Origin of the sequence: Pseudoxanthomonas sp. SORGH_AS_0997 (genome assembly GCF_031453535.1) — a bacterium.
In the GTDB taxonomy this organism is placed as follows: Bacteria; Pseudomonadota; Gammaproteobacteria; order Xanthomonadales; family Xanthomonadaceae; genus Pseudoxanthomonas_A; species Pseudoxanthomonas_A winnipegensis.
This window is the reverse complement of the sequence record NZ_JAVIZI010000001.1, coordinates 641,487-666,991: the sequence shown is the minus strand read 5'-3', so window position 1 is coordinate 666,991 and position 25,505 is coordinate 641,487. Positions and strand designations below refer to the sequence as shown.

23 protein-coding genes are annotated in these 25,505 nt (G+C 69.5%); 11 read left to right on the top strand and 12 right to left on the bottom strand.

Annotated features, from left to right (window positions below; all coding sequences use genetic code 11):
• Nucleotides 1-3 precede the first annotated feature (3 nt).
• The 4 genes from rpsP to ffh form a co-directional block, all read right to left on the bottom strand.
• The gene (gene rpsP / locus QE438_RS03115) at nt 4-267 is read right to left on the bottom strand and encodes a 30S ribosomal protein S16 (RefSeq protein WP_306992626.1); all 264 of its coding nucleotides are present in this window, start codon (nt 265-267) and stop codon (nt 4-6) included.
• 101 nt (nt 268-368) lie between these two features.
• Entirely contained in the window at nt 369-1,175 is an 807-nt protein-coding gene (locus QE438_RS03110) for an aminotransferase class IV (RefSeq protein WP_306992628.1), read from the bottom strand.
• Nucleotides 1,172-2,242, bottom strand: coding sequence for a nitronate monooxygenase (locus QE438_RS03105; RefSeq protein WP_306992630.1), 1,071 nt, complete (start codon nt 2,240-2,242; stop codon nt 1,172-1,174). The genes QE438_RS03110 and QE438_RS03105 overlap by 4 nt, the downstream gene beginning before the upstream one ends.
• A 7-nt stretch (nt 2,243-2,249) precedes the next feature.
• Entirely contained in the window at nt 2,250-3,635 is a 1,386-nt protein-coding gene (ffh, locus tag QE438_RS03100) for a signal recognition particle protein (RefSeq protein WP_306992631.1), read from the bottom strand.
• Nucleotides 3,636-3,824: 189 nt separating this feature from the next.
• Here ffh and ccsA point away from each other — a divergent pair, with 189 nt between their 5' ends.
• The 5 genes from ccsA to QE438_RS03075 all read left to right on the top strand — a co-directional run bounded on the left by ccsA (nt 3,825) and on the right by QE438_RS03075 (nt 9,454).
• Entirely contained in the window at nt 3,825-4,616 is a 792-nt protein-coding gene (gene ccsA / locus QE438_RS03095; protein WP_130523671.1) for a cytochrome c biogenesis protein CcsA, read from the top strand.
• A gap of 99 nt (nt 4,617-4,715) precedes the next feature.
• Nucleotides 4,716-5,177 carry a MarR family transcriptional regulator gene (locus QE438_RS03090; RefSeq protein ID WP_130519036.1) on the top strand — a complete coding sequence of 154 codons (462 nt, stop codon included), beginning with the start codon at nt 4,716-4,718 and terminating at the stop codon, nt 5,175-5,177.
• Between the two features lie 2 nt (nt 5,178-5,179).
• On the top strand, nt 5,180-6,664 hold the full coding sequence (locus QE438_RS03085; RefSeq protein WP_306992634.1) for an efflux transporter outer membrane subunit: 1,485 nt from the start codon (nt 5,180-5,182) through the stop codon (nt 6,662-6,664).
• Nucleotides 6,661-7,857 carry an efflux RND transporter periplasmic adaptor subunit gene (locus QE438_RS03080; protein ID WP_306992636.1) on the top strand — a complete coding sequence of 399 codons (1,197 nt, stop codon included), beginning with the start codon at nt 6,661-6,663 and terminating at the stop codon, nt 7,855-7,857. Before QE438_RS03085 ends, QE438_RS03080 begins: the two co-directional genes overlap by 4 nt.
• A gap of 10 nt (nt 7,858-7,867) precedes the next feature.
• Nucleotides 7,868-9,454, top strand: a complete 1,587-nt coding sequence (locus QE438_RS03075) for a DHA2 family efflux MFS transporter permease subunit (protein ID WP_130534761.1) — start codon at nt 7,868-7,870, stop codon at nt 9,452-9,454.
• Between the two features lie 193 nt (nt 9,455-9,647).
• Here the strand turns inward: QE438_RS03075 and QE438_RS03070 are convergent, their stop codons facing one another.
• Nucleotides 9,648-10,634, bottom strand: coding sequence for an alpha/beta hydrolase (locus QE438_RS03070; protein ID WP_306992637.1), 987 nt, complete (start codon nt 10,632-10,634; stop codon nt 9,648-9,650).
• Nucleotides 10,635-10,738: 104 nt separating this feature from the next.
• Between QE438_RS03070 and QE438_RS03065 the strand changes: the two genes are divergently transcribed.
• On the top strand, nt 10,739-11,614 hold the full coding sequence (locus QE438_RS03065; RefSeq protein WP_306992639.1) for a LysR family transcriptional regulator: 876 nt from the start codon (nt 10,739-10,741) through the stop codon (nt 11,612-11,614).
• Nucleotides 11,615-11,626: 12 nt separating this feature from the next.
• Here the strand turns inward: QE438_RS03065 and gorA are convergent, their stop codons facing one another.
• From gorA to QE438_RS03050, 3 genes are all read right to left on the bottom strand, one after another.
• On the bottom strand, nt 11,627-12,991 hold the full coding sequence (gene gorA, locus QE438_RS03060) for a glutathione-disulfide reductase (RefSeq protein ID WP_306992642.1): 1,365 nt from the start codon (nt 12,989-12,991) through the stop codon (nt 11,627-11,629).
• A gap of 81 nt (nt 12,992-13,072) precedes the next feature.
• Nucleotides 13,073-14,251 carry a DUF418 domain-containing protein gene (locus tag QE438_RS03055; protein ID WP_306996158.1) on the bottom strand — a complete coding sequence of 393 codons (1,179 nt, stop codon included), beginning with the start codon at nt 14,249-14,251 and terminating at the stop codon, nt 13,073-13,075.
• A gap of 138 nt (nt 14,252-14,389) precedes the next feature.
• Nucleotides 14,390-14,869 carry a peptidylprolyl isomerase gene (locus tag QE438_RS03050; protein ID WP_130519048.1) on the bottom strand — a complete coding sequence of 160 codons (480 nt, stop codon included), beginning with the start codon at nt 14,867-14,869 and terminating at the stop codon, nt 14,390-14,392.
• 118 nt (nt 14,870-14,987) lie between these two features.
• Here QE438_RS03050 and QE438_RS03045 point away from each other — a divergent pair, with 118 nt between their 5' ends.
• Together QE438_RS03045 and QE438_RS03040 are read left to right on the top strand one after the other, a co-directional pair.
• Nucleotides 14,988-15,521: a C40 family peptidase gene (locus tag QE438_RS03045; protein WP_307184151.1), complete on the top strand. Its 534-nt coding sequence runs from the start codon at nt 14,988-14,990 to the stop codon at nt 15,519-15,521.
• Nucleotides 15,522-15,970: 449 nt separating this feature from the next.
• A complete protein-coding gene (locus tag QE438_RS03040; protein WP_234852638.1) occupies nt 15,971-16,588 on the top strand; it encodes a C40 family peptidase in 618 nt (205 codons plus the stop codon).
• Between the two features lie 320 nt (nt 16,589-16,908).
• Here QE438_RS03040 and QE438_RS03035 read toward each other — a convergent pair whose 3' ends face one another.
• Nucleotides 16,909-17,808 carry a LysR family transcriptional regulator gene (locus tag QE438_RS03035; RefSeq protein WP_306992651.1) on the bottom strand — a complete coding sequence of 300 codons (900 nt, stop codon included), beginning with the start codon at nt 17,806-17,808 and terminating at the stop codon, nt 16,909-16,911.
• Nucleotides 17,809-17,898: 90 nt separating this feature from the next.
• On the opposite strand from QE438_RS03035, the gene QE438_RS03030 reads away from it, so the two are divergent.
• A complete protein-coding gene (locus QE438_RS03030; protein WP_286577274.1) occupies nt 17,899-18,513 on the top strand; it encodes a LysE family transporter in 615 nt (204 codons plus the stop codon).
• Nucleotides 18,514-18,818: 305 nt separating this feature from the next.
• Here the strand turns inward: QE438_RS03030 and QE438_RS03025 are convergent, their stop codons facing one another.
• Nucleotides 18,819-19,310 carry an acyl-CoA thioesterase gene (locus QE438_RS03025; RefSeq protein WP_306992655.1) on the bottom strand — a complete coding sequence of 164 codons (492 nt, stop codon included), beginning with the start codon at nt 19,308-19,310 and terminating at the stop codon, nt 18,819-18,821.
• Nucleotides 19,311-19,459: 149 nt separating this feature from the next.
• Between QE438_RS03025 and QE438_RS03020 the strand changes: the two genes are divergently transcribed.
• Entirely contained in the window at nt 19,460-19,864 is a 405-nt protein-coding gene (locus tag QE438_RS03020) for a hypothetical protein (protein WP_306992657.1), read from the top strand.
• Between the two features lie 262 nt (nt 19,865-20,126).
• Here QE438_RS03020 and QE438_RS03015 read toward each other — a convergent pair whose 3' ends face one another.
• A complete protein-coding gene (locus QE438_RS03015) occupies nt 20,127-21,449 on the bottom strand; it encodes a dicarboxylate/amino acid:cation symporter (RefSeq protein WP_130519056.1) in 1,323 nt (440 codons plus the stop codon).
• Between the two features lie 203 nt (nt 21,450-21,652).
• Between QE438_RS03015 and QE438_RS03010 the strand changes: the two genes are divergently transcribed.
• On the top strand, nt 21,653-23,353 hold the full coding sequence (locus QE438_RS03010) for an alkaline phosphatase (protein ID WP_306992660.1): 1,701 nt from the start codon (nt 21,653-21,655) through the stop codon (nt 23,351-23,353).
• Between the two features lie 247 nt (nt 23,354-23,600).
• Here QE438_RS03010 and QE438_RS03005 read toward each other — a convergent pair whose 3' ends face one another.
• On the bottom strand, nt 23,601-25,493 hold the full coding sequence (locus tag QE438_RS03005; RefSeq protein ID WP_306992664.1) for a peptidase M61: 1,893 nt from the start codon (nt 25,491-25,493) through the stop codon (nt 23,601-23,603).
• Between the last annotated feature and the right edge of the window lie 12 nt (nt 25,494-25,505).

The window sequence follows — 25,505 nt, the reverse complement described above, 5'->3', positions numbered from 1 at the left end:
CGATCAGGCCGAAGCCTGGGTGTTGGCCTTGGCCGCTTCCTTGTACAGGTTGCGGACCTTGTCGGTCAGCTGGGCGCCGTTGCTCACCCAGTGGTCGACGCGGGCGGTGTCCAGCACCACGCGCGGCTCGGCGCCCTGGGCGACCGGGTTGTAGTAACCCAGACGCTCGATGTTGCGGCCGTCGCGCGCGCTGCGCACGTCGGTGACGATGATGTGGTAGAAGGGGCGCTTCTTGGCGCCACCGCGAGTAAGGCGGATCTTGACCATGGTGCTCTCGTGTTGCCCAGTCGCCAGGATGGCGAGGTAAGCCGGCGATTATAGCTGGCCGCGCGCGCCACGCAAACCCGCCCCCACCTTCCCGCCGGGACTCAGGGGCGATCCCAGGGCCGGGTGTCCAGCGCGCGGGCCAGCAGGGCGGGCAGTTCCGGCACGGCCGGCAGAGGCCTGCCATCGATCCCGGACACCGGCGTGCAGCCGTTCGCGTTGGCGGTGAAGGCGGCCAACGTACCTGCCTGTTCCAGCGTGACCTCCGCGTGGCGCTGCGGCACGCCCAACGCATCCAGCCCCCGCTGCAGCAGCGCCTCGCAGGTGCCGCGCAGCGCCGGGCCCTGAGGCCAGAGCACCTCGCCGCCGTCCCAGAACCCGATGTTCCAGACCGAGCCTTCCACCACGCGCGCGCCCTGCCCCGCCGCTTCGACGAACAGCGCGTCGTCGGCGCCGACCAGCCGCGCCTGGCGCCGGTAGTGGAACAGCGGCAGCGTGGCGATGTGCTTGATCTGCGGCAGCGGCCGCACGAATGCGTAGGACTTCAGAGCCAGCGGCCCAGCCGGCGCCGCCGGCCGCGCATCCGCCACGGAGATCAGCCATTGCGGCGTCACCGGCTTGAGCGGATCGCGATAGTCGAAGTCGCGCGCGAAGCCGGTGATCCGCACCGACGCGTCCTCCACCCCGTGCAGCGCCTGCCTCAGCTGCGCAAGCAGCGCGGGCTCGTCGAATGGGGCGTCGAACAGCGTTGCATGGCCCTCGCGCAGCCGCGCCAGATGCAGATCGAGCCCCTGCACCGCGCCGCCGCGCGTGCGGAAGGCGGTGAAGTGGCCGTAGTTGGACTGCGCCAGCGGACGCAGGTCGTCGTGCGTGGCGGGCCGGCCGGCGATGCTCAGGCGGGGCGCGCTCACAGCAGGGCGTCGGCCTGCGCCCACCAGTCCCGCAGCAGCGCGGCGGCGGGCCTGGCCTGCGCGGCCCAGGCCGATTGCCCGGCCCAGGCCTGCATCGCATCGAGCCGGTCCTCGACCACGGCTTGCTTGCGCATCGCGGCGGTCAGGCCGCGCTGCACCGGATACGGCGCGGGCGATGGCGCTTCAGGATTCGCGGCCGCGCGGACATAGGCCGTGGCGATCGAACGCCCGAGCCGGCCGGAGAACGCACGCGTCGGCCAGGTGTCCTGCGGCTCGGTCCCGGCCAGGGCCTGCGCCCAGGCCGGCGCGATGGCGGCCTCCGGCGTGCGCAGGAAGGCGGTGCCGACCATCGCCGCACTCGCGCCCAGCGTCAGCGCGGCGGCCACTCCGCGGCCATCGGCGATGCCGCCGGCGGCGATCACCGGCACCGACAGCGCATCGGCCAGGCGCGGCACCAGCGCGAACAGGCCGACCAGCTGGCGTTCGGCGGCGGCCGGATCGAACGCCCCGCGATGCCCGCCGGCCTCGAAGCCCTGCGCGATCACCGCATCGGCGCCGGCGTCCTGCGCGCACTGCGCTTCGGCCAGCGTGGTCGCGGTGGCGAACCAGGCGATGCCGGCGCGGCGCAGCGCCTGCACCTGAGCCGGTTCCAGCACACCCATGATCGTGGACAGCACCTGCGGCCGCGCCGCCAGCACGGCGTCGAACTGCGCGTCGAAATCCGCGGGGACCGCATCGCCCGCGTTGGCGGGCACATCCGGCCCCCACCGCGCCAGCAACGCACGCACGGCGGCCTCGGCCTGCGCATCGCGCGCGGGCGGCGCGTCCGGCACCCACAGATTGACCTGTGCAGGTCCGCTGGAAAGCGCACGAAACTCATCCATCCACGCGCCGATCTCCTGCGGCGTGGACAGCACCGCGCCCATCGCGCCCAGGCTGCCGGCGTCGGCCAGCGCCGCCGACAGCGGCACCGGGCAGGCGCCGGCCATCGGCGCCAGCAGGATCGGCACGCGCACGCCGAAGCGCGCGCAGAACGCATCGGATCGCAGGCGCGCGGCCGAGGCCATCAGCCGATCAGCGGAACGGCATGCCGCCGCGACCGCCGCCGCCCATGGCGCCCATCATCCCGCGCATGCCGCGCATCATGCCCTTCATGCCACCGCGGCCCAGCTTGCCCATCATCTTTTCCATCTGCGTGAACTGCTTCATCAGCTTGTTCACGTCGGCCGGCTGGGTGCCCGAGCCCTTGGCGATGCGCGCGCGGCGCGAGCCGTTGAGCAGCGCGGGGTTGCGCCGCTCCTTCTTGGTCATCGAATTGATGATGGCGATCATGCGCGGCACTTCCTTGTTGCCGGCGACCTGCGCCTTGAGGTGCTCGGGCACCTGGCCCAGGCCGGGCAGCTTGTCCATCAGGGCGCCGATGCCGCCCATGTTCTGCATCTGCTCGAGCTGGTCGCGCATGTCGTTAAGGTCGAACTTCTTGCCTTTGGCGACCTTCTCGGCGAGCTTCTGCGCCTTGTCCTTGTCGACCTGGCTCTCGACCTGCTCCACCAGCGACAGCACGTCGCCCATGTCCAGGATGCGGCTGGCCACGCGCTCGGGATGGAACACGTCCAGGCCGTCGGGCTTCTCGCCCACGCCGATGAACTTGATCGGCTTGCCGGTGATGTAACGCACCGACAGCGCCGCGCCGCCGCGGGCATCGCCGTCGGTCTTGGTCAGCACCACACCGGTCAGCGGCAGCGCCTCGGAGAAGGCCTTGGCGGTGGTCGCCGCGTCCTGGCCGGTCATCGAATCGACCACGAACAGGGTCTCGACCGGCTTGACCGCGGCGTGCAGCGCCTTGATCTCGGCCATCATCGCCTCGTCGATGGCCAGGCGACCGGCGGTATCGACGATCAGCACGTCGGCGAAGGACTTGCGCGCGTCCTCGATCGCGGCGCGGACGATGGCCTCGGGCTGCTGCGAGGCATCGGAGGGGAAGAACGGCACGTCGACCTGCTGGGCCAGCGCCTTGAGCTGCTCGATGGCGGCCGGGCGGTAGACGTCGGCCGAGACCACCATGACCTTCTTCTTGCGCTTCTCCTTCAGGTGCTTGGCGAGCTTGCCCACGGTGGTGGTCTTGCCCGCGCCCTGCAGGCCGGCCATCAGGATCACCGCCGGCGCCGGCACGTTGAGGTTGAGGTCCTGGGCGGTGGAGCCCATCACCGCGGTCAGCTCGTCGCGCACCACCTTGATCAGCGCCTGGCCGGGGGTCAGCGACTTCAGCACTTCCTGGCCGACCGCGCGCACCTTGATGCGCTCGACCAGGGCCTGGACCACCGGCAGGGCGACATCGGCTTCCAGCAGGGCGATGCGCACCTCGCGGGTGGCCTCGCGGATGTTGTCCTCGGTCAGGCGGCCGCGGCCGCGCAGGCGCTCGATGGTGCCGGACAGGCGCTGGGTCAGGGATTCGAACATGGGGGCAACCGGAAAGCGGACGCGAAGCGGGCGCGCAGTATATCCGGGTGGGTTTTGCGGCCGGGCGGGAATGAGGGGCGAGCTGAGCCTTCTCAGCGCGGTTTGTGCCTCTCCGTGCGCGCCCCATCCCACCGCCCGTCCAACAAGAATGGTTCTCGAAAAGCGGAGCCGCGTGCGACACTGCGCGCCATGGGGTTCGTCCTTCCTTCCTGTGTCCTGTACCTGCTGGCGACCCTGTTGCTGGTGCGCGCCGTCGCGCCCGACGCCGCCGGGCCGACCCGCGCCTGGCGCCTGCCGGCCCTGCTGGCCATCGCCCTGCACGGCGGCTACCACCTGTGGGTGGCCTGGCGCACGCCGGGCGGGCCGGACATGCATTTCTTCGCGGCCCTGTCGCTGGTCAGCCTGGGCATGGCGGCGATGACCGCCCTGGTCGCGCGCGGCCGCATGGCGGCGGTGGGCGTGGTGTCCTTCCCGCTGGCCGCGCTGCTGCTGGCCGTCTACCACGGTTACGGCCACCGGCCCTCCTCCGGCCTGGACTGGCGCCTGCAGCTGCATGCCTGGCTGGCGCTGCTGTCCTACGCCACGCTGGCGGTGGCGGCGCTGCTGGCGATCATGCTGTGGGTGCAGGAGCGCGCCCTGCGCCGGCGCGAGTTCCACGCCTGGCTGCGCGCGTTGCCGCCGCTGACCGAGCTGGAGACGCTGCTGTTCCGCACGATCGCGGTGGGTTTCGCCCTGCTGACCGCCACGCTGCTGACCGGAATGATGTTCGTGGAGAACCTGTTCGCCCAGCACCTGGTGCACAAGACCGTGCTGAGCGTGCTGTCCTGGCTGGTCTTCGGCGGCCTGCTGCTGGGCCGCTGGCGGCGCGGCTGGCGCGGCACGACCGCGGTGCGCTGGACCTTGGTGGCCATGGCGCTGCTGCTGCTCGCGTTTTTCGGCAGCAAGGCGGTGCTGGAGCTGATCCTGAAACGCACCTTATGAGCTGACCGTTCTGTCAGCAGAATGCCGCGACGCGGCATTCCATTGCTGAAACAATATTTGCATTGACAAATATCCCATCCGCGCGGATCATGCCGCGCCATGAATTCCCCTGCGTCCATCTGCCCGCCCGCGAGCGGGTCCTCGCTCGGCCTGCTGATCCGCCAGACGCGTGACGCGATCTGGGAAGCGATGGAGCGCGAACTGATCGCCGCCGGCCACGACCTGACCTTCAGCCAGTTCGTCACCATCAAGAAGCTGGCCGACGGCATCGCCAGCGTGACCGACCTGGCGCGCGCCGCCGAGGTCCACCCCGGCGCGATGACCCGCCTGCTCGATCGCCTCGAGGCGCGCGGCCTGGTCACGCGCAAGGCCGATCCCGGCGATCGCCGCGCCCTGCACATCCACCTCACCGAGGCCGGCACCGCCATCTGGCAGGACATCAACCTGTGCGGCCAGCGCGTGCTGCAGCGCGCGACGCGCGGCATGTCCGAGGCCGAATCCAGCGAACTGATGCGCCTGCTCGAGCAGGCGCGCGACAACCTCACCTCCGAGACCGATTGACCATGTCCACGTCCGTTCCCCCACGCCTGCACGGCAGGCTCGCCGCGGCGCTGGCCTGCGCGCTGGTGCTGGCCGGCTGCGCCAGCAGCCGCGGCCTGACCACCAGCGGCCAGCCGCTCGACGCAGACACCCTCGGCGCGCGCCAGGTCCTGGGCGCGGATGCCTTCAGCGCCGCCGCCTTCCCGCGTCAGGACTGGTGGAACGCGCTGGGCGACCCGCAGCTGGACGGCCTGATCCGCGAGGCCCTGCAGGGCAGCCCGTCGCTGGCCGCGGCCGACGCGCGCCTGCGCCAGGCCAAGGCCCAGGCCGGCCTGGCCGACGCACAGCGCAAGCCCACGCTCGACGCCACCGGCGAATACAGCGGCGTGCAGCTGCCCAAGGGCCTGGCCGGCCCGGAGATCGGCGGCGATGTGATGTGGGCCAACGTGCTGATGCTCGACTTCAAGTGGGCGCCGGACCTGTGGGGCGGCCAGCGCGCCGCCTACGAGGCCGCCGTCGGCCAGGCGCGCGCCGCCGAAGTCGACGCCCAGGCCGCCCGCCTGACCCTGTCGGCCAACATCGCCCGCACCTACATCTCGCTGTCGCAGGCCTACGAGGCGCTGGACGTGGCCCGCCGCGAGCAGCAGCGTTCGGGCCGCCTGCGCGACCTGAGCCAGCAGCGCGTCGATGCCGGCCTGGACAACAACCTGCAGCTGCGCCAGGCCGAGAGCACCATCGCCAGCGCGCGCCAGCAGGAGCAGGCCGCCCAGCAGCAGATCGACGCCCTGCGCAACGCGCTGGCCGCGCTACTCGGCAAGGGCCCGGACCGCGGCCTGGCCATCGCCCAGCCCAAGCTGCTCGCCGCGCCCGCGCCGTCGGTGCCGGGCGTGCTGCCCAGCGAACTGCTCGGCCATCGCGCCGACGTGGTCGCCGCGCGCTGGCGCGTGGAGGCCGCCAACCGCGGCATCGACGCGCGCAAGGCCGCCTTCAAGCCGAGCGTGAACCTGTCGGCCATCGTCGGCCTGGCCTCAAGCAACCTGTCGGACCTGTTCGACAGCGACGCGGTACTGGGCCTGGGCGGCCCGGCGATCAGCCTGCCGATCTTCGATGGCGGCCGCCTGCGCGCCAACCTGGACAACGCCGACGCCCAGTACGACCTGGCCGTGGCCAGCTACAACGGTGCCCTGGTCGGTGCCATGCACGAGGTCGCCGATGCGGTCCAGTCGGCGCGCTCGCTCGATGCGCAGGTCGCCTCGCTGACCGCGGCGCGCGATGCGGCGCAGAAGGCCTACGACCTGGCCTCCAACCGCTACGACGCGGGCCTGGGCACCCAGCTGGACGTTCTCTCCGCGCAGCGACCGCTGCTGCAGCTGGAACAGCAGCTGGCCGATCTCCACGCCCGCCGCTACGTCGCCGTGGTCGATCTCGACCAGGCCCTGGGCGGCGGCCTGCCGCTGACCGCGCCGACTCCCTCTTCCACCAATACCGCCGATACCTCCACGCCATGAACTCGCAGACTCCCAACGCTCAGGCCGGCGCACAGCCGCCGAAGAAGAGCAACCGCAAGCGTTCCCTGCTCATCCTGCTCCTGGTGATCGTCGTGGCCGGCGTGGGCTGGATCGCCTACGAGCTGCTGTACGGCCGCTGGCACCAGAGCACCGACGACGCCTACGTCGCCGGCAACATCGTCTCGATCGTGCCGCAGACCATGGGCACGGTGGTCAGCATCGACGCCGACAACGGCATGAAGGTCGAGGCGGGCCAGCCGCTGGTGCACCTGGATCCCAACGATGCCCAGGTCAGCTACGACCAGGCCGTGGCCAACCTGGCCGGCACCGTGCGCCAGGTGCGCGGCCTGTACAGCAGCGTGGAGTCCAGCGAATCGGATCTGCGCGCCCGCCAGGTCGCCGTCGATCAGGCGCGCGCCGACGTCAAGCGCCGCGAAGGCCTGGTCGCCACCGGCGCGGTCTCGCGCGAGGAACTGGCCCACGCCCGCGACATCCTGGCCTCGGCCGAGGCCGCCCTGGGCGGCGCGCGCGGCAACCTGCAGCGCAGCCGCGCGCTGGTCGATGCCACCACCGTGTCCAAGACCCCGCAGGTGCAGGCCGCGTCCTCGCAGCTGCGCCAGGCCTATCTCAACCTGCAGCGCACCGCGATCCTCGCGCCGGTCTCGGGCTACGTGGCCCAGCGCCGCGTGCAGCTGGGCCAGCAGGTCCAGCCGGGCACCACGCTGATGACGATCGTGCCGATCGACCAGGTGTGGATCGAGGCCAATTTCAAGGAAACCCAGCTGGGCAAGATGCGCATCGGCCAGCCGGTCGAGGTGCATGCCGACCTGTACGGCGACGACGTCACCTACCAGGGCAAGGTCGACAGCCTGGGCCTGGGCACCGGCAGTGCGTTCTCGCTCCTGCCGGCGCAGAACGCCAGCGGCAACTGGATCAAGATCGTCCAGCGCCTGCCGGTCAAGATCGTGCTCGATCCCAAGCAGCTGCAGTCCCATCCGCTGCGCATCGGCCTGAGCACGGACGTCAACGTGAGCCTGAAGGACCAGAACGGCCCGGTCCTGGCGCCGGCCCGCCCGGCCGATGCCAAGCCGCTGATGACCACGGCCGCCTACAACAAGCAGCTGGCCGACGCCAACCAGCTGATCACCTCGATCATCGAGCAGAACCTGCCCGAGTCGGCCAAGACCAACTGAGCGCGCACTGATGTCCACCATCGCCGAAGACGCGGGCGGCGGCGCGCCGGCCGCCCCCAAGCCGGCGGCCCAGCCGTTCCGCCCGCCGAACATGGCGCTGACCACGATCGGCCTGGCCCTTGCATCGTTCATGCAGGTGCTGGACACGACCATCGCCAACGTCTCCCTGCCCACCATCTCGGGCAACCTGGGCGCCAGCGCCAACCAGGCGACCTGGGTCATTACCTCCTTCGCGGTGAGCAACGCCATCGCGCTGCCGCTGACCGGCTTTCTGACCCGCAAGTACGGCGAGGTGCGGCTGTTCACCCTGGCCACGCTGGCCTTCGTGGTGGCCTCGTTCCTGTGCGGCATCGCCAACTCGATGGGCCTGCTGGTGGTGGCCCGCGCGCTGCAGGGCTTCGTCGCCGGCCCGATGTATCCGGTGACCCAGGCGCTGCTGATCTCGATCTATCCACCGCACAAGCGCGGCCAGGCCATCGCCCTGCTGGCGATGGTCACGGTGGTCGCGCCGATCGCCGGCCCCATCCTGGGCGGCTGGATCACCGACAACTACAGCTGGGAATGGATCTTCTTCATCAACATTCCCATCGGCATCTTCGCCAGCTTCGTGGTCGGCCGGCAGATGAAGGGGCGGCCCGAACAGCTGCAGTCGCCGAAGATGGACTACATCGGCCTGGCCACGCTGATCCTGGGCGTGGGCGCGCTGCAGATCATGCTGGACCTGGGCAACGACGAGGACTGGTTCAACTCGACCAAGATCGTGTGGCTGACCATCGTGGCGGTGCTCGCGCTGACGGTGTTCGTCATCTGGGAACTGACCGAGAAGGATCCGATCGTCAACCTGCGCCTGTTCCGCCACCGCAACTTCACCGCCGGCACGCTGGCGATGGTGCTGGGCTATGCGGCGTTCTTCTCCATCGGCCTGCTGGTGCCGCTGTGGCTGCAGCGCAATCTGGGCTATACCGCGCTGTGGGCGGGCCTGGCCTCGGCACCGCTGGGCGTGCTGCCGGTGCTGCTGACGCCGTTCGTGGGCAAGTACGCCTCGCGCTTCGATCTGCGTCTGCTGGCGAGCTTTGCGTTCTTCGTCATGGCCTCCACCAGCTTCCTGCGCTCGGGCTTCAACCTGGACGTCAACTTCGGCCGCGTGGCCGAGGTGCAGCTGATCCAGGGCCTGGGCGTGGCGCTGTTCTTCATGCCGGTGCTGACCATCCTGCTCTCGGACCTGGAGCCGCATGAGATCGCCGCCGGCTCGGGCCTGGCCACCTTCGTGCGCACGCTGGGCGGCAGCTTCGCCGCCTCGCTGACCACCTGGGCCTGGAACCAGCGCACCACCGTGCACCATGCGCAGCTGACCGAGCACATCAACGCCTACGATCCGGCCATGCAGCAGACCGTGAACCAGCTCGGCCGCGGCGATCTGCAGACCGGCGCGGTGGCGTTGAACCAGATGATCGGCCAGCAGGCCGCGCAGATCGGCTTCAACGAGATCTTCCACCTGCTGGGCATCGTCTTCCTGTCGATCATCGTGGTGGTGTGGTTCGCCAAACCGCCGTTCGCGGCCAAGGCCGGCGGCGGCGCGGCGGCCGGTGGCCACTGAGGTCTACGCCTTCCGCGCAAAGACAAAGGGCCGCAGCGATGCGGCCCTTTGCTTTTGGCGTCACTGCCAACCGCCACACATCGTCGTTCCCGCGAACGCGGGAACCCAGCGACTTTCGCACTCAGGCAGCCAAGGCACTGGATTCCCGCGTTCGCGGGAATGACGGGCCGTTCCCAGCCGTCCCGCCCCGCGCTTACAGGATCCCGATCTCCTTCAGCCACTGCTCCAGCAGCACCGGCCACATCTTCACCACCGGATGCTTGGACGGGCGCAGCCCGAAGGCATGGCCGCCCTTGGCGAACAGGTGCACCTCGGCCGGCACGCCGGCCTGCTCCAGCGCGCGCGCGTAGACGGTGCTGTTGCAGATGTCGTCGACCGGGTCGTCCCAGTCCTGCAGCAGGAAGGTCGGCGTCGTCCGCGCCGTGACCTTGAAGCCCGGCGCGAACTTGCCCTCGCGGCACAGGTGCCCGGGATAGGCCGCGATCGCGAAGTCCGGCCGGCTGCTGAGCTTGTCGGCCGCGTCCACCGGCGCATAGGTCGAGGTGAAGATGTTGCTGGTCTGCGCCACCAGATAGCCGCCGGCGGAGAAGCCGATCACCCCGACCTTGGCCGGATCGATGTGCCACTGCGCCGCATGCGCGCGTACCAGGCGGATGGTGCGCTGCGCGTCCTGCAGGGCGAACGGCGTCCTGGGCGTGATCTCGCAGTCGCAGTCCTTGTCGTAGTGGTGGTTGCCGCCGGGCACGCGGTACTTGGACAGGATGCAGGTCATGCCGTGCGCGGTGATCCAGTCGCAGATCTCGGTGCCTTCCAGGGTGATGGCCAGCATCACGAAGCCGCCGCCGGGAAAGACCACCACGGCCGCGCCCGTGTTGCGTCCTTTCGGCGGGTAGACCGTCATGGCGGGAACGCTGACATCGAACACGCCCTGCGACACATCGCCGCCGAGCGCATCCGGGGTGAGCTTGGTCAGCACGCGCTCGGGCTTGCGCGTGGTCTCTTCCGGATCCGGCGCGGCCTGCGGCCAGATCGGCAGCTGCGTCGTGCCTGCGGGCGCCTGCCACACCTCGACACGTGCGACTTCTTTCGAAGAAGGATCGGCCGGCGCGGCCAACGCCGCACGGCCGGACAAGCCAAAGACAACCGCTGCGCATACCACGCCATACACGATCCGATGCATGTTCCGACGCCTTCCGACTGAGAAAAAAGGTCGGCGCTATAGTCTGATCCGCCTCGTACGCGCGCAAAGGATGTTATCTCTTGGCAGCTTCAAGAAGATCTCATGTGCCCATGGGGCCGTCGGTGTCGTTGAACGCGCTCAAGGCCTTCGAAAGCGCGGCGCGGCATCTGTCCTTCACCCTGGCCGCCGACGAACTCTCGGTCACGCCCGCGGCCATCAGCCACCAGGTCAAGTCGCTCGAGGACCGGCTTGGGGTGCGCCTGTTCCGGCGGACCTCCAAGGGCCTGGTCATCACCGACGAAGGCCTGGCCCTGGTGCCGACGCTGAGCGATACCTTCGCCCGCGTGGGCCGGCTGCTGGAGCAGTTCGAGCACGGCCACCGGCGCGAGGTGTTGACCGTCAGCGTCGTGGGCACCTTCGCGATGGGATGGCTGCTGCCGCGCCTGCGCGACTTCGAAGCGCAGCATCCGTTGATCGACCTGCGCCTGCTGACCAACAACAACCGCGTGGACGTGGCCGGCGAGAGCCTGGACTTCGCCATCCGCTTCGGCGACGGCGCCTGGCACGGGCTGCAGGCCGAATGCCTGCTGGACGCCCCGCTCTCACCGCTGTGCTCGCCGGCGACCGCGGCACGCCTGCAGACGCCGGCGGACCTGAAGGACGTGCCGCTGCTGCGTTCCTACCGGCCGCAGGACTGGCCGGCCTGGTTCCAGGCCGCCGGCTGCGCGCCGGTCCCGCTGCGTGGCCCCGTCTTCGATGCCTCGACGCTGATGGCGCACGCGGCGATCGACGGACATGGCGTGGCCCTGGTGCCGCCGTGCATGTTCGAGCGCGACCTCGAAAGCGGGCGCCTGGTCCAGCCGTTTCCGGTCGTGGTCAGCACCGGCGCGTACTGGCTGACCATGTTGAAACGTCGTCCGCTCACTCCGGCGATGACGAGCTTCAGGAGATGGCTGCTGGCGCAGCTGCCCGGGCCTTAGCAGCGCGGCCGGCTAGCGCAGCAGGACCACTTCCTCGGCGCTGGTGGGATGGATGGCGACCGTCTCGTGCAGGTCGTCCAGCGTGGCGCCGAGCTTCACCGCCACCGCGAAGCCCTGCAGGATCTCGTCGGCGCCCTCGCCCATCAGGTGCACGCCGACCACGCGCCGCTCCGGGCCAGCGCATACCAGCCGGAACAGGCTGTGCTGCGGCGCGTCGGCCAGCGCATAGAGCATCGGTCGGAACGTGGTCGAATACACCTTCACCGCGTCCTGGCCGAACTTGGCCTGCGCCTCCTTCTCGCTCAGGCCGACGCCACCCATCGGCGGGTGCGAGAACACCACGCTGGGGATGTTGGCGTAATCCAGCTTGGCCTGCGGCTTGCCGCCGAACAGCCGGTCCATGAGCCGGCGCGCGGCGGCGATCGCCACCGGGGTCAGCTCGACGCCGACGTCGGTGACATCGCCGATGGCATGGATGTTCTCCACGTTGGTGTCCTGCCACTCATCGACCTGCACATAGCCCTCGTCATCGGTGCGCACGCCCACGGTCTCCAGGCCCAGGTCGTGCGTATTGGGCGTGCGGCCGGTGGCGAAGATGACGCAGTCGTATTCGCCTGGCATGGGGCCGGTGTCGGTGAGCACGCGCGTGGCCTGGCCGTGGCGTTCCAGCGCGGTCACCTGCATGTCGAAGAACAGGCGGATGCCGCCCTGGCGCAGGTTCTCGGCCAGTTGGTGGGTCAGCCCGCGGTCAAAGGCCTGCAGCAGACACGGGCCGCGCACGAACAGCTCGACCTGGCTGCCCAGCGCCTGCAGCACGCCAGCCAGCTCGACGGCGATGTAGCCGCCACCGATGATCGCCACCCGCGGCGGCGCCGAGCACAGGTTGAAGAAGCCGTCCGAATCGATCGCCAGCTCCGCGCCGGGGATGTCAGGCCGCTTGGGGTGACCGCCGGTGGCGATCAGCACATGCCGCGCCTTGAGCTCCAGCCCGTCCTCGCAGCGCACGCCGCCCGGCATCAGCCGGCCGCGCGAGGGAATGCGGTTGATGCCGCCCTTGTGCAGGCGGCGGCGGTAGCTGTCGTGGATGCCGGCGATGTAGCGCTGGCGATGGACCACGAACTCCTGCCAGTCCAGCGGCCCATGCTCGACCGGGAAGCCCAGGTCGGCCGCCATGTCCAGATGCCGGGCGATCTCGGCGGCCAGCCACATCGCCTTTTTCGGCACACAGCCGACGTTGACGCAGGTCCCGCCCAGTTCGCCCGGCTCGAGCAGCGCCACGCTGGCACCGTATTCGGCCGCGCGGAAGGCGCCGGCCAGCCCCCCGGAGCCGCCGCCGATGACGATCAGATCGAAGGCGCTGTCAGCCGCTGCCTGCATGGATGTTCACTCCGCTCGGGTCTCAGGGTCGTTGCACAGCATGCCCAAGCCCCGGCCCACGACGGGTGAGGACAAGGCGACTCATCGTTGTCCGGCGCGGCGCGGCGGCCGCGCATAGGCCAGCGCGCGCAGCGCCCATTCGGCCGGCCCGGGAAGCCCGCGCTTCTGCCACCACCGGCTCAGGACAAGCTGCAGCGCGAACAGGGCCAGCGCCAGCGGCAGCTGCCAGCGTCGCGCCAGCCCGAAGGCCCCGAATCCATAGCCATAGAAGAGCATGGTGAACACCAGCGACTGCAGCAGATAGTTGCTCAGCGCCAGCCGGCCGGTCGCAGCAAGCGCCGCGCACAGGCCTGTCAGCGAGGGGCGCCCCTGAAGCCAGCGCAGGGTCCAGGCCACATAGCCCAGGCAGATCGGCAGGCTCGCCGCCGACGCCAGCGCCGCGCCCAGGCAGGTCCGCGCATCGGTACGCCCCGGCCCGATCCACGGCGCCAGCCACACCGCCAGCCCCATCGCACCCAGGCCCAGCGGCAGCGCGATCCAGCGCATCGCCTGCAGCGCGCGCGTATGCCGCGCCGGTTCGGCCAGCACCCCGCCCAGCCAGCCGCCGATCAGGAACAGGCCGAAGACCTGCGCCCCGTAGATCGGCAGCACCTGCAGGTTCGAGACGAAGTCCTCCAGCCGCTGGCGCGTGGCGGCGAGGTAATTGCCGTGCGCGTAGGCGCCGATCTGGGCCTGCGCCTGGGCCTGGGCGTGCACGGCCTGCTCGTGCAGCGCCTGCTGCCAGGCCGGATCATGGGCCAGCGATGCGCCCATCGCCGCCACGCCCAGCATCAGCCCGGCCGGCACCAGGAACAACGCCACTCCGATCCACGCCAGCACGCCGCCGATGACCTCGCGGAAGGCCAGCAACAGCAGCCCGCACAGCGCATAGGTCACCAGGATGTCGCCGGACCAGACCAGCAGCGCGTGCGCCAGCCCGATCAGCAGCAGCCCCGCGCAGCGGCGCAGCCACACCGGGCCCAGCGCCCAGCGCTCGCGCTCGGCGCGCACGGCCAGGCCGGCGAAGCCCGCGCCGAACAGCAGCGAGAACAGCGCGATGAACTTGCCCTGGACCAGCACATAGATCGCCGCGTCCACCCAGCGATCCGCGCCGGACAGCGCCGGATCCACGCCGGTGCCCATCGATGCCGGCGGGCCGGCGAAGCCCTCCAGATTCATCAGCGCGATGCCCAGCAGCGCCAGGCCGCGCAGCACATCCATCGCCGGCAGGCGCGCGCGCTCCCCCAGCGGCGCGGGCAGCCCCGTCACGGCGGGGTCAGGGCGCATCGCGCCGGCCCCAAACGACGACGGCCCGCATCACGCGGGCCGCCGCAAAGCTTGCACAAGCAAGCGCATGACTCAGTGCTGGTGGCCGCCATCGCCGTGCACGTGACCGTGCTCGATCTCCTCGGGCGAGGCCTCGCGCACCTCGACGATCTCCACGTCGAAATGCAGGTCCTTGCCGGCCATCGGGTGGTTGAGGTCCACGTCGACCACGCTCATGCCCACCTTCTGGATGGTCACCGCGCGCGGGCCGAAGTTGGTCTGCAGCACGACCTGCTGGCCGGCGGCGAGCTTCTGGCCGCCGAAGTGCTTCTTGGGCACGCGCTGGCTCAGGCCATCGCGGCGCTCGCCGTAGGCCTCGGCCGCGGCCACGTCCACGCCGAAGCTTTCGCCGGCCTCCTTGTCCATCATCGCCGCCTCCAGGCCGGGGATGATGTTGCCGTGGCCGATCAGGATGGCCAGCGGCTCGCGGTCCTTGGAGGACTCCAGCGGCTCGGCGCCGACTTCGGACACGGTGTAGTGGAAACGCACGACGCTGTCTTTGGCGATTTTCATTGCAAACTCTGGTGAAGGCCGCGGTGGCGCGGCAGGGTGCGCGGCTTGTCCGCCGCAGGGCGTGCGGACCACAATGGCCGCGATGAAGACCGTCCATTATCCGGGCTCGCCCCGGCGCATGCCAACCGCCCGGCTCCGGCGCGGTCTCGTCCTCACCGGACTCGCCCTGGTCCTGGCCTTGCTGGCCGGCTGCGGCAGCGAGCGCCCGGTGGTGCGCAGCAAGGCGCCGCCACCGCCGCCCCGGGTCTGGTCGGTGCAGCCGGTGGCCGACCCGATGGCGGTCAATGGCGTGATCATGCGCGCTCTGGGGCTGGTCGGTACGCCCTACCGCTACGGCGGCAACACGCCCGAGTCGGGCTTCGACTGCAGCGGCCTGGTCAACTACGTCTACCGCGACATGCTCGACCTGCGCCTGCCGCGCACCTCCAGGGAGCTGGCCCAGATCCAGGGGCCGCGCATCGAAGAGAGCCGCCTGGCGCCGGCCGATCTGGTGTTCTTCGGCACGCCCGGCAGCGTCAGCCATGTGGGCATCTATGTGGGCGAAGGCCGCTTCGTCCATGCCCCCAGCAGCGGCGGAACGGTCCGCCTGGACTCGCTGGACGGAGCCTACTGGCGCGACCATTACAGCGGGGCCCGCCGGGTTGTTAATTAAATGTGATGCGTAAATTGTGATGCACTTCTCAATGCTCTCTACGCTCCTGTAACGAACTTTGAACATCTTCACTGGCGACTAACGGCAAACTCCAGTCTCCGCCGCGAAACCTTCACCCGCCCGTGACGAACGACGACCTGAAGTTGGGCCAGCCGCTCACCACCCGCCGCCTGCATCGTGGCCCGCTTCCGCTACTGATCCTGGCGTTGCTTGGTACCGGTGCCGCGCCGCTGGCGATGGCCCAGGACGCTACCCATCTCCCCGCCACGCCCTCCTCGGACGTGGCCACGGTCACCAGCCCGGTGGCCACCACGGTCGCCACTGGCGTGCCGACTCCGATCAACGCCAACAGCGCTGCCGCCGTTCCGGCCGGCCAGCCGATCACCACTGCCACGCCCGCTCCCGCCGCCGCTGCGACGGCTCCCGCCGTGAGCATTCCGGTCGCCGCGCTGGCGCCGGCCGCCGCAGTCCCGGCCGTGGCCGTGGCCGGCAACGGCTCGCTGCGCGACAAGGCCACCGAGGCCGCGGCCGCCACCCTGACCGCGCTGCTGCCGCGCCTGGCCGCCAGTGACACCGTGCCGGTCATGGACCGCTCGACCACGCTGGCCGGCGACCTGAGCCGCCTGCTGAGCCACTACAACCTGGCCGGTGCCGCGGCTGCGGCCGGCGGCCAGGCCGATGTCGGCAAGGTCCAGAGCGTCCTGCAGAGCGCGCTGGCCCTGCTCGGCACGCCCTACCGCTGGGGCGGCAGCGATCCGGACAGCGGTCTGGATTGCAGCGGCCTGGTGGGCTACGTGTTCCGCACCGCGCTGGGCGTGGACCTGCCGCGCGTCTCGCGCGACATGGCCGCCGACGGCGAGGGCGAGCTGATCAGGAACCGCGACCAGCTGCGCCAGGGCGACCTGGTGTTCTTCGGCGCTCGCGGCCGGGTCAACCACGTCGGCATCTATGTCGGCGAAGGCCGCTTCCTGCACTCGCCCAGCACCGGCAAGGACGTGCGCGTGGATACGCTGACCTCCGGCTACTGGGGCGGTCGCTTCATGCAGGCGCGCCGCGTCTCGCTGTAAGCGCGGACCCAGGGATGCAAGAAGAAGCCGGCGCATGCGCCGGCTTTTTTGTTTCATGACACCCCCGGCGCCTGGCTTGGCGGATATGCGCCGTCGCGCTGTGCAGCCATTTCATCAGCGCCTGTGCGCCCGTCATCGGGCCATGCCGTCCGAAGCAGGCCCGGCCCGCCAAGCGACAGACCCGCCAGATCCTCGCCCCGGCCTAACCGACGACTGATCAGCGGCGACAAGACGATGGGCAGCCCGGGCCTTGGTGACGATGCCAAGCGCGCCAGGCCACAGCACGCCTGCTTCCTCGAAGAACAGGGACAGATGCCCCATCAGGCCATTGTGCGCAGCCAGCGCAGCAAGTCTGCCTGTGGACTCTCAGGCTGCAGGGACTGCGGCGACAGCAGGCAGTAGTGCGAGCCGTCCGCGACGAAGCCCAGCGGCGCGGTCAGCACCCCGCTGTCCAGGTCGTCGCGCACCAGATGCCACGGGCCGATCGCCACACCCAAGCCGGCCACGGCCGCCTGCAGGCTGAAATAGAAGTGATCGAAGATCTGCTCCGGCCCATCCGGCACGGACTGGCCTGCGGCCGTTGCCCATTCCGACCAGGTGTTCGGCCGCGTGCGCGTGTGCAGAAGCGGTGCATCGGCGTTGATGACCACGCCAGTCTTCTTCCCGTCGAACCAGGCCGCCATCCTGTCGGGTCGGCAGACCGGGCCTACCTTCTCGGCGAACAACGGTTCGACGTGGCAGCCCTTGGGCCAAGGAAAGTCATCGCGGCGGATTGCCAGGTCGATGCCGCTGTCGAAGGAGAACGGTCCGCCACCGGCGACCAGATGCACGTCGATTTCCGGATGCCGGGCCTGGAAGGCCGGCCAGCGCGGAATCAGCCAGCGCATCAACAACGTCGGCTCGCAAGACAGCACCCAGCGCCGCGCTTGGCGGGCACTGGCGCGCAGTTCCCCTACAGCCTGTCGCATCAGATCCAGCCCCTGTCCCACCGCCCGCGCCAGCGTGCGGCCCGCATCGGTCAGGAAGACGCGTTGGCTGCGCCGTTCGAACAAGGCCTGTCCCAGCGCGTCTTCGAGCAGGCGCACGGCGCGGCTCACCGCGCCGTGCGTCAGGTGCAGTTCTGCCGCCGCTCGGCTGAGGTTTTCCAATCGGGCCGCCGCCTCGAAGCAGCGCAGTGCCAGCAGCGAAGGCAGGCGCCTATCGTCGAGTGGTGAGCCCAACTCACCATACCTGTCAGAAGTCATCGTTATTCAAAGGGAACCATCGACCGTAGTATCGCTTCGATTCGTTGCTTCACGACAGGCTGCGCCATGACCGAACTGATAGTCGTCATCACCATTACCCTGCTGGCCGTGATCAGCCCAGGACCGGACTTTGCGATGGTCACGCGCAATAGCCTAATGCTCTCGCGGCGCGCCGGTGTGCTGACCGCCCTAGGCATCGGCCTGGGCGTGCTGGTCCACGTCACCTACACGCTCATCGGGGTGGGTCTGCTGATCAAGCAATCGCTTTGGCTGTTCAACGCCATCAAGCTGGTGGGGGCCGTCTATCTGGTCTACCTCGGCGTGAAAATGCTGCGCTCCAAGCCTGCTGGCACCCTGGCCAACCCCGTGGCTGCGCTGTCGGATGCAGCGGCGTTGCGCATCGGCTTCCTGACCAATGCGCTGAATCCGAAGACCACGATCTTCATCGTCAGCCTGTTCATGCAGGTGGTGCGACCCGACACGCCGCTAGCGGTGCAGATCGGCTATGGCGCCTTCATCTCCCTGGCGCACATGGCCTGGTTCAGCCTGGTGGCCTTGTGCTTCTCCAGCAGTGCAGTGCGTGATCGACTGCTGTCGGTGCGCCATTGGATCGACCGCACCTTTGGCGGGCTGCTGGTCGGTTTCGGAATCCTGCTGGCGGTGGCGCGCGGAACACGCTGATTCACGCCAAGGCGCGGCGTTTCTAAGTCGGCGGCTTTCGTCTGAAGCGTAACGCCGAGCGCTTCGGCGCCGCAGAACGATGACACGCGATACGGGTCGCGGCGGACGCATCAACCGGCGCGACTGCGGCCCATGCATCGTCTCGCTCCGGACACATCGCGCACCGCCTGCGATAACACCCAGCCTGGCAGGCGATCGCGGCAGTACCCGCGACATGGACTTTCGACGATCGAGCCGGACTCCCTGAGCGCTTGAGGCCAGCCATTCTTGTTGCAGGCATTTCCACCCGGCAAGGCTCAGTTCCTCTACACGTGCAAGGCCGCCACGGTCTGCTCGATGTCCTTGCTCAGTTCCATCACCTTGATCGCGTAGTCGGCCAGGCGCTGGTCCGCCTCGCTGGTCGGCGTCCACGGCGGCACGGCAGTCGGCTTGCCTTCGGCCTGGTCCATGGCCACGAACACGATCACGCAGTGCGTGCACAGGCGGCTGACCGCGTCGCCTTCGCCGGGCTCCAGATCGCGCGCTCGCACGTCCACGGCGAAGTGCATGCTGCTGGTGCCGGTGTGGACCAGCTTGGCGGTGACGGTCACCAGGTCGCCGATGCGGATCGGGGCGACGAAGCGGATGCCGCCCACCGCGACGGTGACGCTGTAGTGCCCGCTCCAGCCCACTGCCGCGGCATAGCCGACCTGGTCGATCCAGCGCATGACCACCCCGCCGTGGACCTTGCCGCCGTAGTTGACGTCCTTGGGCTCGGCCAGGAAGCGGAAGGTCAGTTCACGTTGCTCGCCACGCATGGGGTCTCCTGAAGATCGTGCTGGGCGCGCGCCGCGCCGGGCTGGTCGAGAGGCCGGCGCCAACGCCGGTCGGGCGAGGATAGTCGGTTGCGGGCGAGGCGAGTTTCGCGCCATCCTGTCCGCTTCCCGCTCAATGGAATGAACACCACATGCGTAGCTTCCTGGGCTTGCTGCTGGGCATCCTCGTCGCCGCGGCCGTCATCGCCGGCGGCACCTATGCCTACCAGCATCTGTACCGCCTGCCCTCCGGCGCGGACTTCTACACCGTCTCCAACCTGGCCGATTACGCCGTCTCCGCCCCGCGCGAGGCGCTGGCCTGCCTGATCGCCGGCTGTGCGCTGGCCGGGCTGCTCGGCGGCGGGGTCGCGGCCAAGGTCTCCAGCGCCAACCGCAGCGCCCCGGCGATCGCGGTCGGCGCGCTGGTGATGGCGGCGGTGATCGCGCTGGCGGCCTTGGTTCCCTTCCCGGCCTGGGTCACGGTGGCCGCGCTGCTGCTGCCGGTCCCGATGGCGCTGTGCGCCACGCGCCTGGCCACGCCGCGCCACGAGGTCTGAGCACGGCGCGGAGAAATGCGCAGTCGCCTTGGCCAGGTTGGCGACTGGCGCGATGCGTCTGGCTCCTCATCGACGAGATGTGCCGCTCGATCGGCCGCCCCGCCCGCATGGCTCGGCGTCGTGCCCCCCCATCTTCACGCTCCAACTTGTGCGGCCACCATGGACGCATCACGGAAGCAGCTAGAAGCATCACGCGCCGCGCAAACAGGAAGGGCGCGCTGACCGGCAGCGCGCCCTTCGCATTGGCCCAGCACCGGACGGATCAGCGCTGCGGCGCGGACTCCACGCCGACATTGGTCGGCGCCGCATCGTAGATCTGCTTGTCCAGCAGGCCGGTCTCACGCGCGACCAGGGTCGGCACCAGCATCTGCCCGGTCACGTTGGTCAGGGTGCGCATCATGTCCAGGATGCGGTCGATGGCATACAGGTAGCCGATGGTCTCCAGCGGCAGTCCGGCGGCGGTGAGCACCACCGTGGCCATCACCACGGCCGTACCGGGCACGCCAGCGGTGCCGAAGCTGCCCAGCACCGAGGCGATCAGCACGATGAAATACTGGTTGCCGGTCAGCGGCACGCCGGTGTACTGCGAGATGAAGAGCGCGCACAGCGCCGGATAGATCGCCCCGCAGCCGTCCATCTTGATGCTCGCGCCCAGCGGCACGGCGAAGGCCGCATAGTCCTTGTTGACGCCCAGGTTGTGCGTGATCGAGCGCATCGACACCGGCATGGCGGCGAAGCTGGACGAGCTGACGAAGGCCACCTGCATGCCCGGCGCCGCGCCGCGGAAGAACTTCAGCGGGTTCAGCCCATGGATCAGCAGCAGGCCGCCGTAGACCACCACGATGTGCAGGATGCAGGCGATGTAGAGGGCCAGCACGAAGTTGCCCAGCGGCAGCAGCTTCTCGAAACCATAGGCGCCCACCAGCGCGGCGATCAGGCCGAAGGTGCCGATCGGGGTGACCTCCAGCACGAAGCGCGTCACCTGGATCATGATCTCGCTCATCTGCGCGGTGACCTTGCGCGCCTCGGCCACGCGGTCGCCCAGCTTGACCATGGCGAAGCCCAGCAGCGCGGCGAAGAAGATCACCGGCAGGATCGAGCCGCGGCCCGCCGCGAGCACGGTCTCGCCGGCGGCGTTGGTCCGCGTGCCGATGCCGGTCAGGGCGAAGAATGGGTTGGACGGCACCACGTCCAGCAGCACCTTGACCGGGCTGGGCACGTCGCGCGGCTTCCACGCCGAGTCGATGGCGATGCTCAGCGCACCGCTGCCGGGCTGCATGACCGTGCCCACCAGCAGGCCCACGCCCACCGCCAGGCAGGCGGTGATGACGAACCAGCCGAAGGTGCGGGCGCCCAGCGCGGCGATGGACTTCTGCCCGCTCAGCGCCGAGATCGCGTTGATCACCGCGAAGAACACAAGCGGGATCGCGATCATCTTGATCAGGGTGACGTACAGATCGCCCAGCGGACCGAACCAGGTCTCCGCGCGCGGGCCGAGCGCCCAGCCGGCCAGGGCGCCGAGCACGAAACCGGCCACCACCCGCTGCCAGAACGGGATCTTCAGCCATGCCTGCACGAGTTTCACGAAATCACGCCCCGTCGTCGGTGTCCCATCGCGCACCTTACCGCGCGGTGGCCGCGCCTGGCGATGCCCGGCGTGGAACCCGGCGGACCAGCAGCGGGACATGCCGGGCCAGCGCCACGCCGGGCGCGTCGGTCCGGATCGTCATCCTGCTGTTGTCTTGGCGAGGCAGACTTGGCGGTCGGTCCTCTTCCCGTCTCTTAAGCATGCGCCTGCCCTGCCCTCCCGTTCTCGCCCTGACCGCCTCCCTCGGCCTCACCCTGCTGGCCGGCTGCGCCAGCACCGCCGGCGCCAGGCCCACGCTCGCCGCCGCGGCGCCGGAGGTGCCGCAGGTCGCCCACCCGCAGGGCGAGACGCCGCAGTGGTGGTATCGCAGCGGCGCCGCGCGCGCGGCCGGCAACGGCGCGATGGCGGGCAAGGCGCGCAACGTGATCCTGTTCCTCGGCGACGGCATGAGCCTGACCACCGTGGCGGCCGCGCGCATCCTGGAAGGCCAGCGCCGCGGCGCCCCGGGCGAGGAGAACGCGCTGAGCTGGGAGACCTTCCCGGCCACGGCGCTGAGCAAGACCTACAACACCGATTCGCAGACGCCCGACTCGGCCGGCACCATGACCGCGATCATGACCGGCGTGAAGTCGCACATGGGCGCCATCGGCGTCAGCGCCGGCACCCGCGGCGACTGCGCCGACAGCTTGAACAAGGGCCTGCTGACCTGGCTGCAGCTGGCCGACAGCGCCGGGTTGGCCACCGGCATCGTCACCACCACGCGCATCACCCACGCGACCCCGGCAGCGACCTACGCGCACAGCCCCGAGCGCAACTGGGAGAACGACGCCGACCTGCCCGAGGCCGCGCGCCAGGCCGGCTGCACCGACATCGCCCAGCAGCTGCTGACCGATGCGCGCTTTGGCCGCGGCCCGCAGGTGGTGCTGGGCGGCGGCCGCAGCCAGTTCCAGAACGCCACCGAGCGCGACCCCGAATACGACGACAAGGTCGGTCTGCGCCTGGACGGCCGCGATCTGGTCGAGGAGTGGAAGCAGGCCCATCCGGGCGGCGCCTACGTCTGGAACGCGGGCCAGTTTGAAGTGGCCAAGGACGCGCCGGCCCTGCTCGGCCTGTTCGAGCCGGACCACATGCAGTTCGACCACGACCGCAACCGCAGCGCACAGGGCGAGCCCAGCCTGGCGCAGATGACGACTGCGGCCATCCAGTCCCTGGCGCGCCAGCCGCAGGGCTTCGCGCTGATGGTCGAGGGCGGCCGCATCGACCACGCCAATCACTCGGGCAACGCCTTCCGCGCCCTGGACGAGACCATCGCCCTGTCCGACGCGGTGCGCGCGGCGGTCAAAACCGCGCCGCCGGACACGCTGATCATCGTCACCGCCGACCACTCGCATTCGCTGAACTTCGTCGGCTACCCGGTGCGCGGCAACCCGATTCTGGGCAAGGTGCGCGGTGTCTCCGGCGAGGATGGCGACCGCACGCAGTATGCACGCGATGCCAACGGCCAGACCTACACCACGCTCAACTACGCCAATGGCCCGGGCTATCCCGGCGCGAGCAACGCCCAGCCCGCCGGCCCCAAGCGTTTCCCGCACGAGCCCTCGGAGTTCAAGGCCGCGCAGGGCCGCCCGGTGCTCGACGAGGTCAACACCGAGGACCCGGACTATTTGCAGGAAGGCATGATCCCGATGAAGTCCGAGAGCCACGGCGGCGACGATGTCGGCGTCTGGGCCATCGGACCGGGCAGCGAGGCGGTGCACGGCACGATCGAGCAGAACACGCTCTACCACCTGATCGTGCAGGCCACGCCTGCACTGCGCGCGCGCCTGTGCAAGGCCGGAACGTGCAATGCCGATGGGGTGCCGGTGGAGCTGCCGGTGGCGAAGGCGTTTGAGGTGGAGTGAGGCTGCGCTCTTTTGTCTTCGGACCATGTCTTGAAACAAGGGCGGAGCAAGCGCGGAAGGAGCAAAGTCCCTGGATTCCCGCTTTCGCGGGAATGACGAACTGGGAGTGATGCTTTGGCTCGGCTTGCCGTTGCAGCTGCCATCGCGGTTGCACAGTTGCCAGACGCCCGGAAGGAAAAGGCCGCTTTCGCGGCCTTTTCCTTCAGCCTGGCACCCGCACCACCCCGGGCGGATGCCAACCTCCGACTCAACGCGCCTCGAGCAGCTTGCTCAAGGTGTCCGTGGTGCCGGCCACGCGTTCCAGCGACGGGTACTGCAGCCCACCGTGGTAATCGAGCTTGTAGGTGTCGTAACGGTCGAAGTTCTTCACCAGCAGCTCGATCGGCGCCTTGCCCGTCTTGGCCGCGGTCACTGCATCCTTGATCGCATCGCCGGAATAGGCCTGGCCGTTGACCGCCACGATGGTCATGCCCGGGGCGATGCCGGCCTGGAAGGCCGGGCTGTCCCACAGCACGTCGCCCACGCCACCGTCGCTGCCCACCGACAGACCCAGCGAATAGGTCAGGTTAGTCGACTTGCTGCGGCCCTCGGCGGCCTTGATCGCGGCGCTGGGCTTGTCGCTGAACACCAGCTTCCAGCCGCTGGCCTCGATGCCGCCGGTCAGCGGCTTGCGGCCATCCAGGCGGTCGCGCAGGAACGTGGCCCAGTCGTAGGCCGCCACACCATTGAGCGTGGACACCACCTCGTCGAAGTCGTAGGTCTTGACCTGGTAGCTGCCGTTGTCCATGCCGAAGAAGGCCTTGGCGAAATCGTCGATCGACTTCTTGCCCCGGCTCAGCTCACGCAGCTTGGCGTCGGCCTCCAGCCACACCATCTGGCCGCCGGAGTAGTAGTCCTCGCTGAGCTGGTAGCTGCGATAGGCCAGCGGGCGGCGCATGTTGATGGTCGGATCGTTGGTGGTGTCCTGCAGCGGACGCCAGTCCAGGCCCGGCCGGCCGCGGGCATAGGTCGCCGCGACGCTGGCCAGGGCGTCCATCGTCTGCTCCTTGGACCACAGGCCCGAGCGCGCGGCCAGCACATAGCCGTAGAACTGGGTCTGCCCCTCGTACACCCACAGCAGGCTGTCGCCCATGGGCACGTTGAAGTTGGGCGTGGTCAGGTCCACGCCGCGACGGAACTTGCCGTTCCAGGAGTGGTTGAACTCGTGCGGCAGCAGATCGCGACCGCCCCAGGTCTCGTCCCACTTGGTGAAGTAGTCCGGGCTGCCGCTGTTCTCGCTGGAGCGATGGTGCTCCAGGCCGATGCCGCCCATCTGCGTGGTCAGCGCCAGCAGGAAGTCGTAGTGATCGTAGTGGTGCGCGCCATAGAGCTTGTAGGCCTGCTCGACCAGCGCCTTGTGCTTGGCGATCTGCTCGGGCTTGGCCTCCAGCGACTTGGGCGCGTCGGCGAACACGTTGAGCTTGACCGGGGTCTCGCCCTGGCTCAGGTCGAACTGCTTGTAGTACTTGCCGGCGAACAGCGGCGAATCCTGCAGCACGTTCCACGGGAGGGTCTTGAACTGCACCGTGTCGCCGGCCTTGCTGGCGGTCTCGGCGGCGGTAGCGTAGGACCAGCCGGCCGGCAGCTTGACGCTGGCCTGCACCGGGATCTGGCGGCTGTAGTAGCCGGCCGGATACAGCACGGTGAGGTTCCACTGCAGGTTGAGCATGGCCGGGGTCATCACCACGCGGCCCTGATCGCGGTTCAGCGGCGAGAGGTAGTCGAACTCCACCTGCAGCTCGCTGACGCCTTCCGGGATGTTCACCTTGTAGGCGAACACGTCGTACTGGTCGCGCGTCCAGGCCAGCTTCTGGCCGTTGGCGGTGAACTTCAGCCCGGCGACCTTGGCCACCTGACCGGTCGGGCTGTGGTTGCCGGGGATCCATTCCGGATACAGCAGGGTCAGCTCGCCCGACTTCACCGGCAGGGTCTCGCGCACCTTGAAGATGCGCCGGCCCAGATCGGTGGCGTCCACGTCCACCCGCAGGGTGCCGGGATACGGAATGTCCTGCGGCGCGGGCGTGCTGGACTGCTGGGCCTGCGCGGTGCCGGCCAGGGCGCACAGGACGGCCAGGGCGACGGGCGAGAAAGCGATCTTCATGGAGTCTCCGGG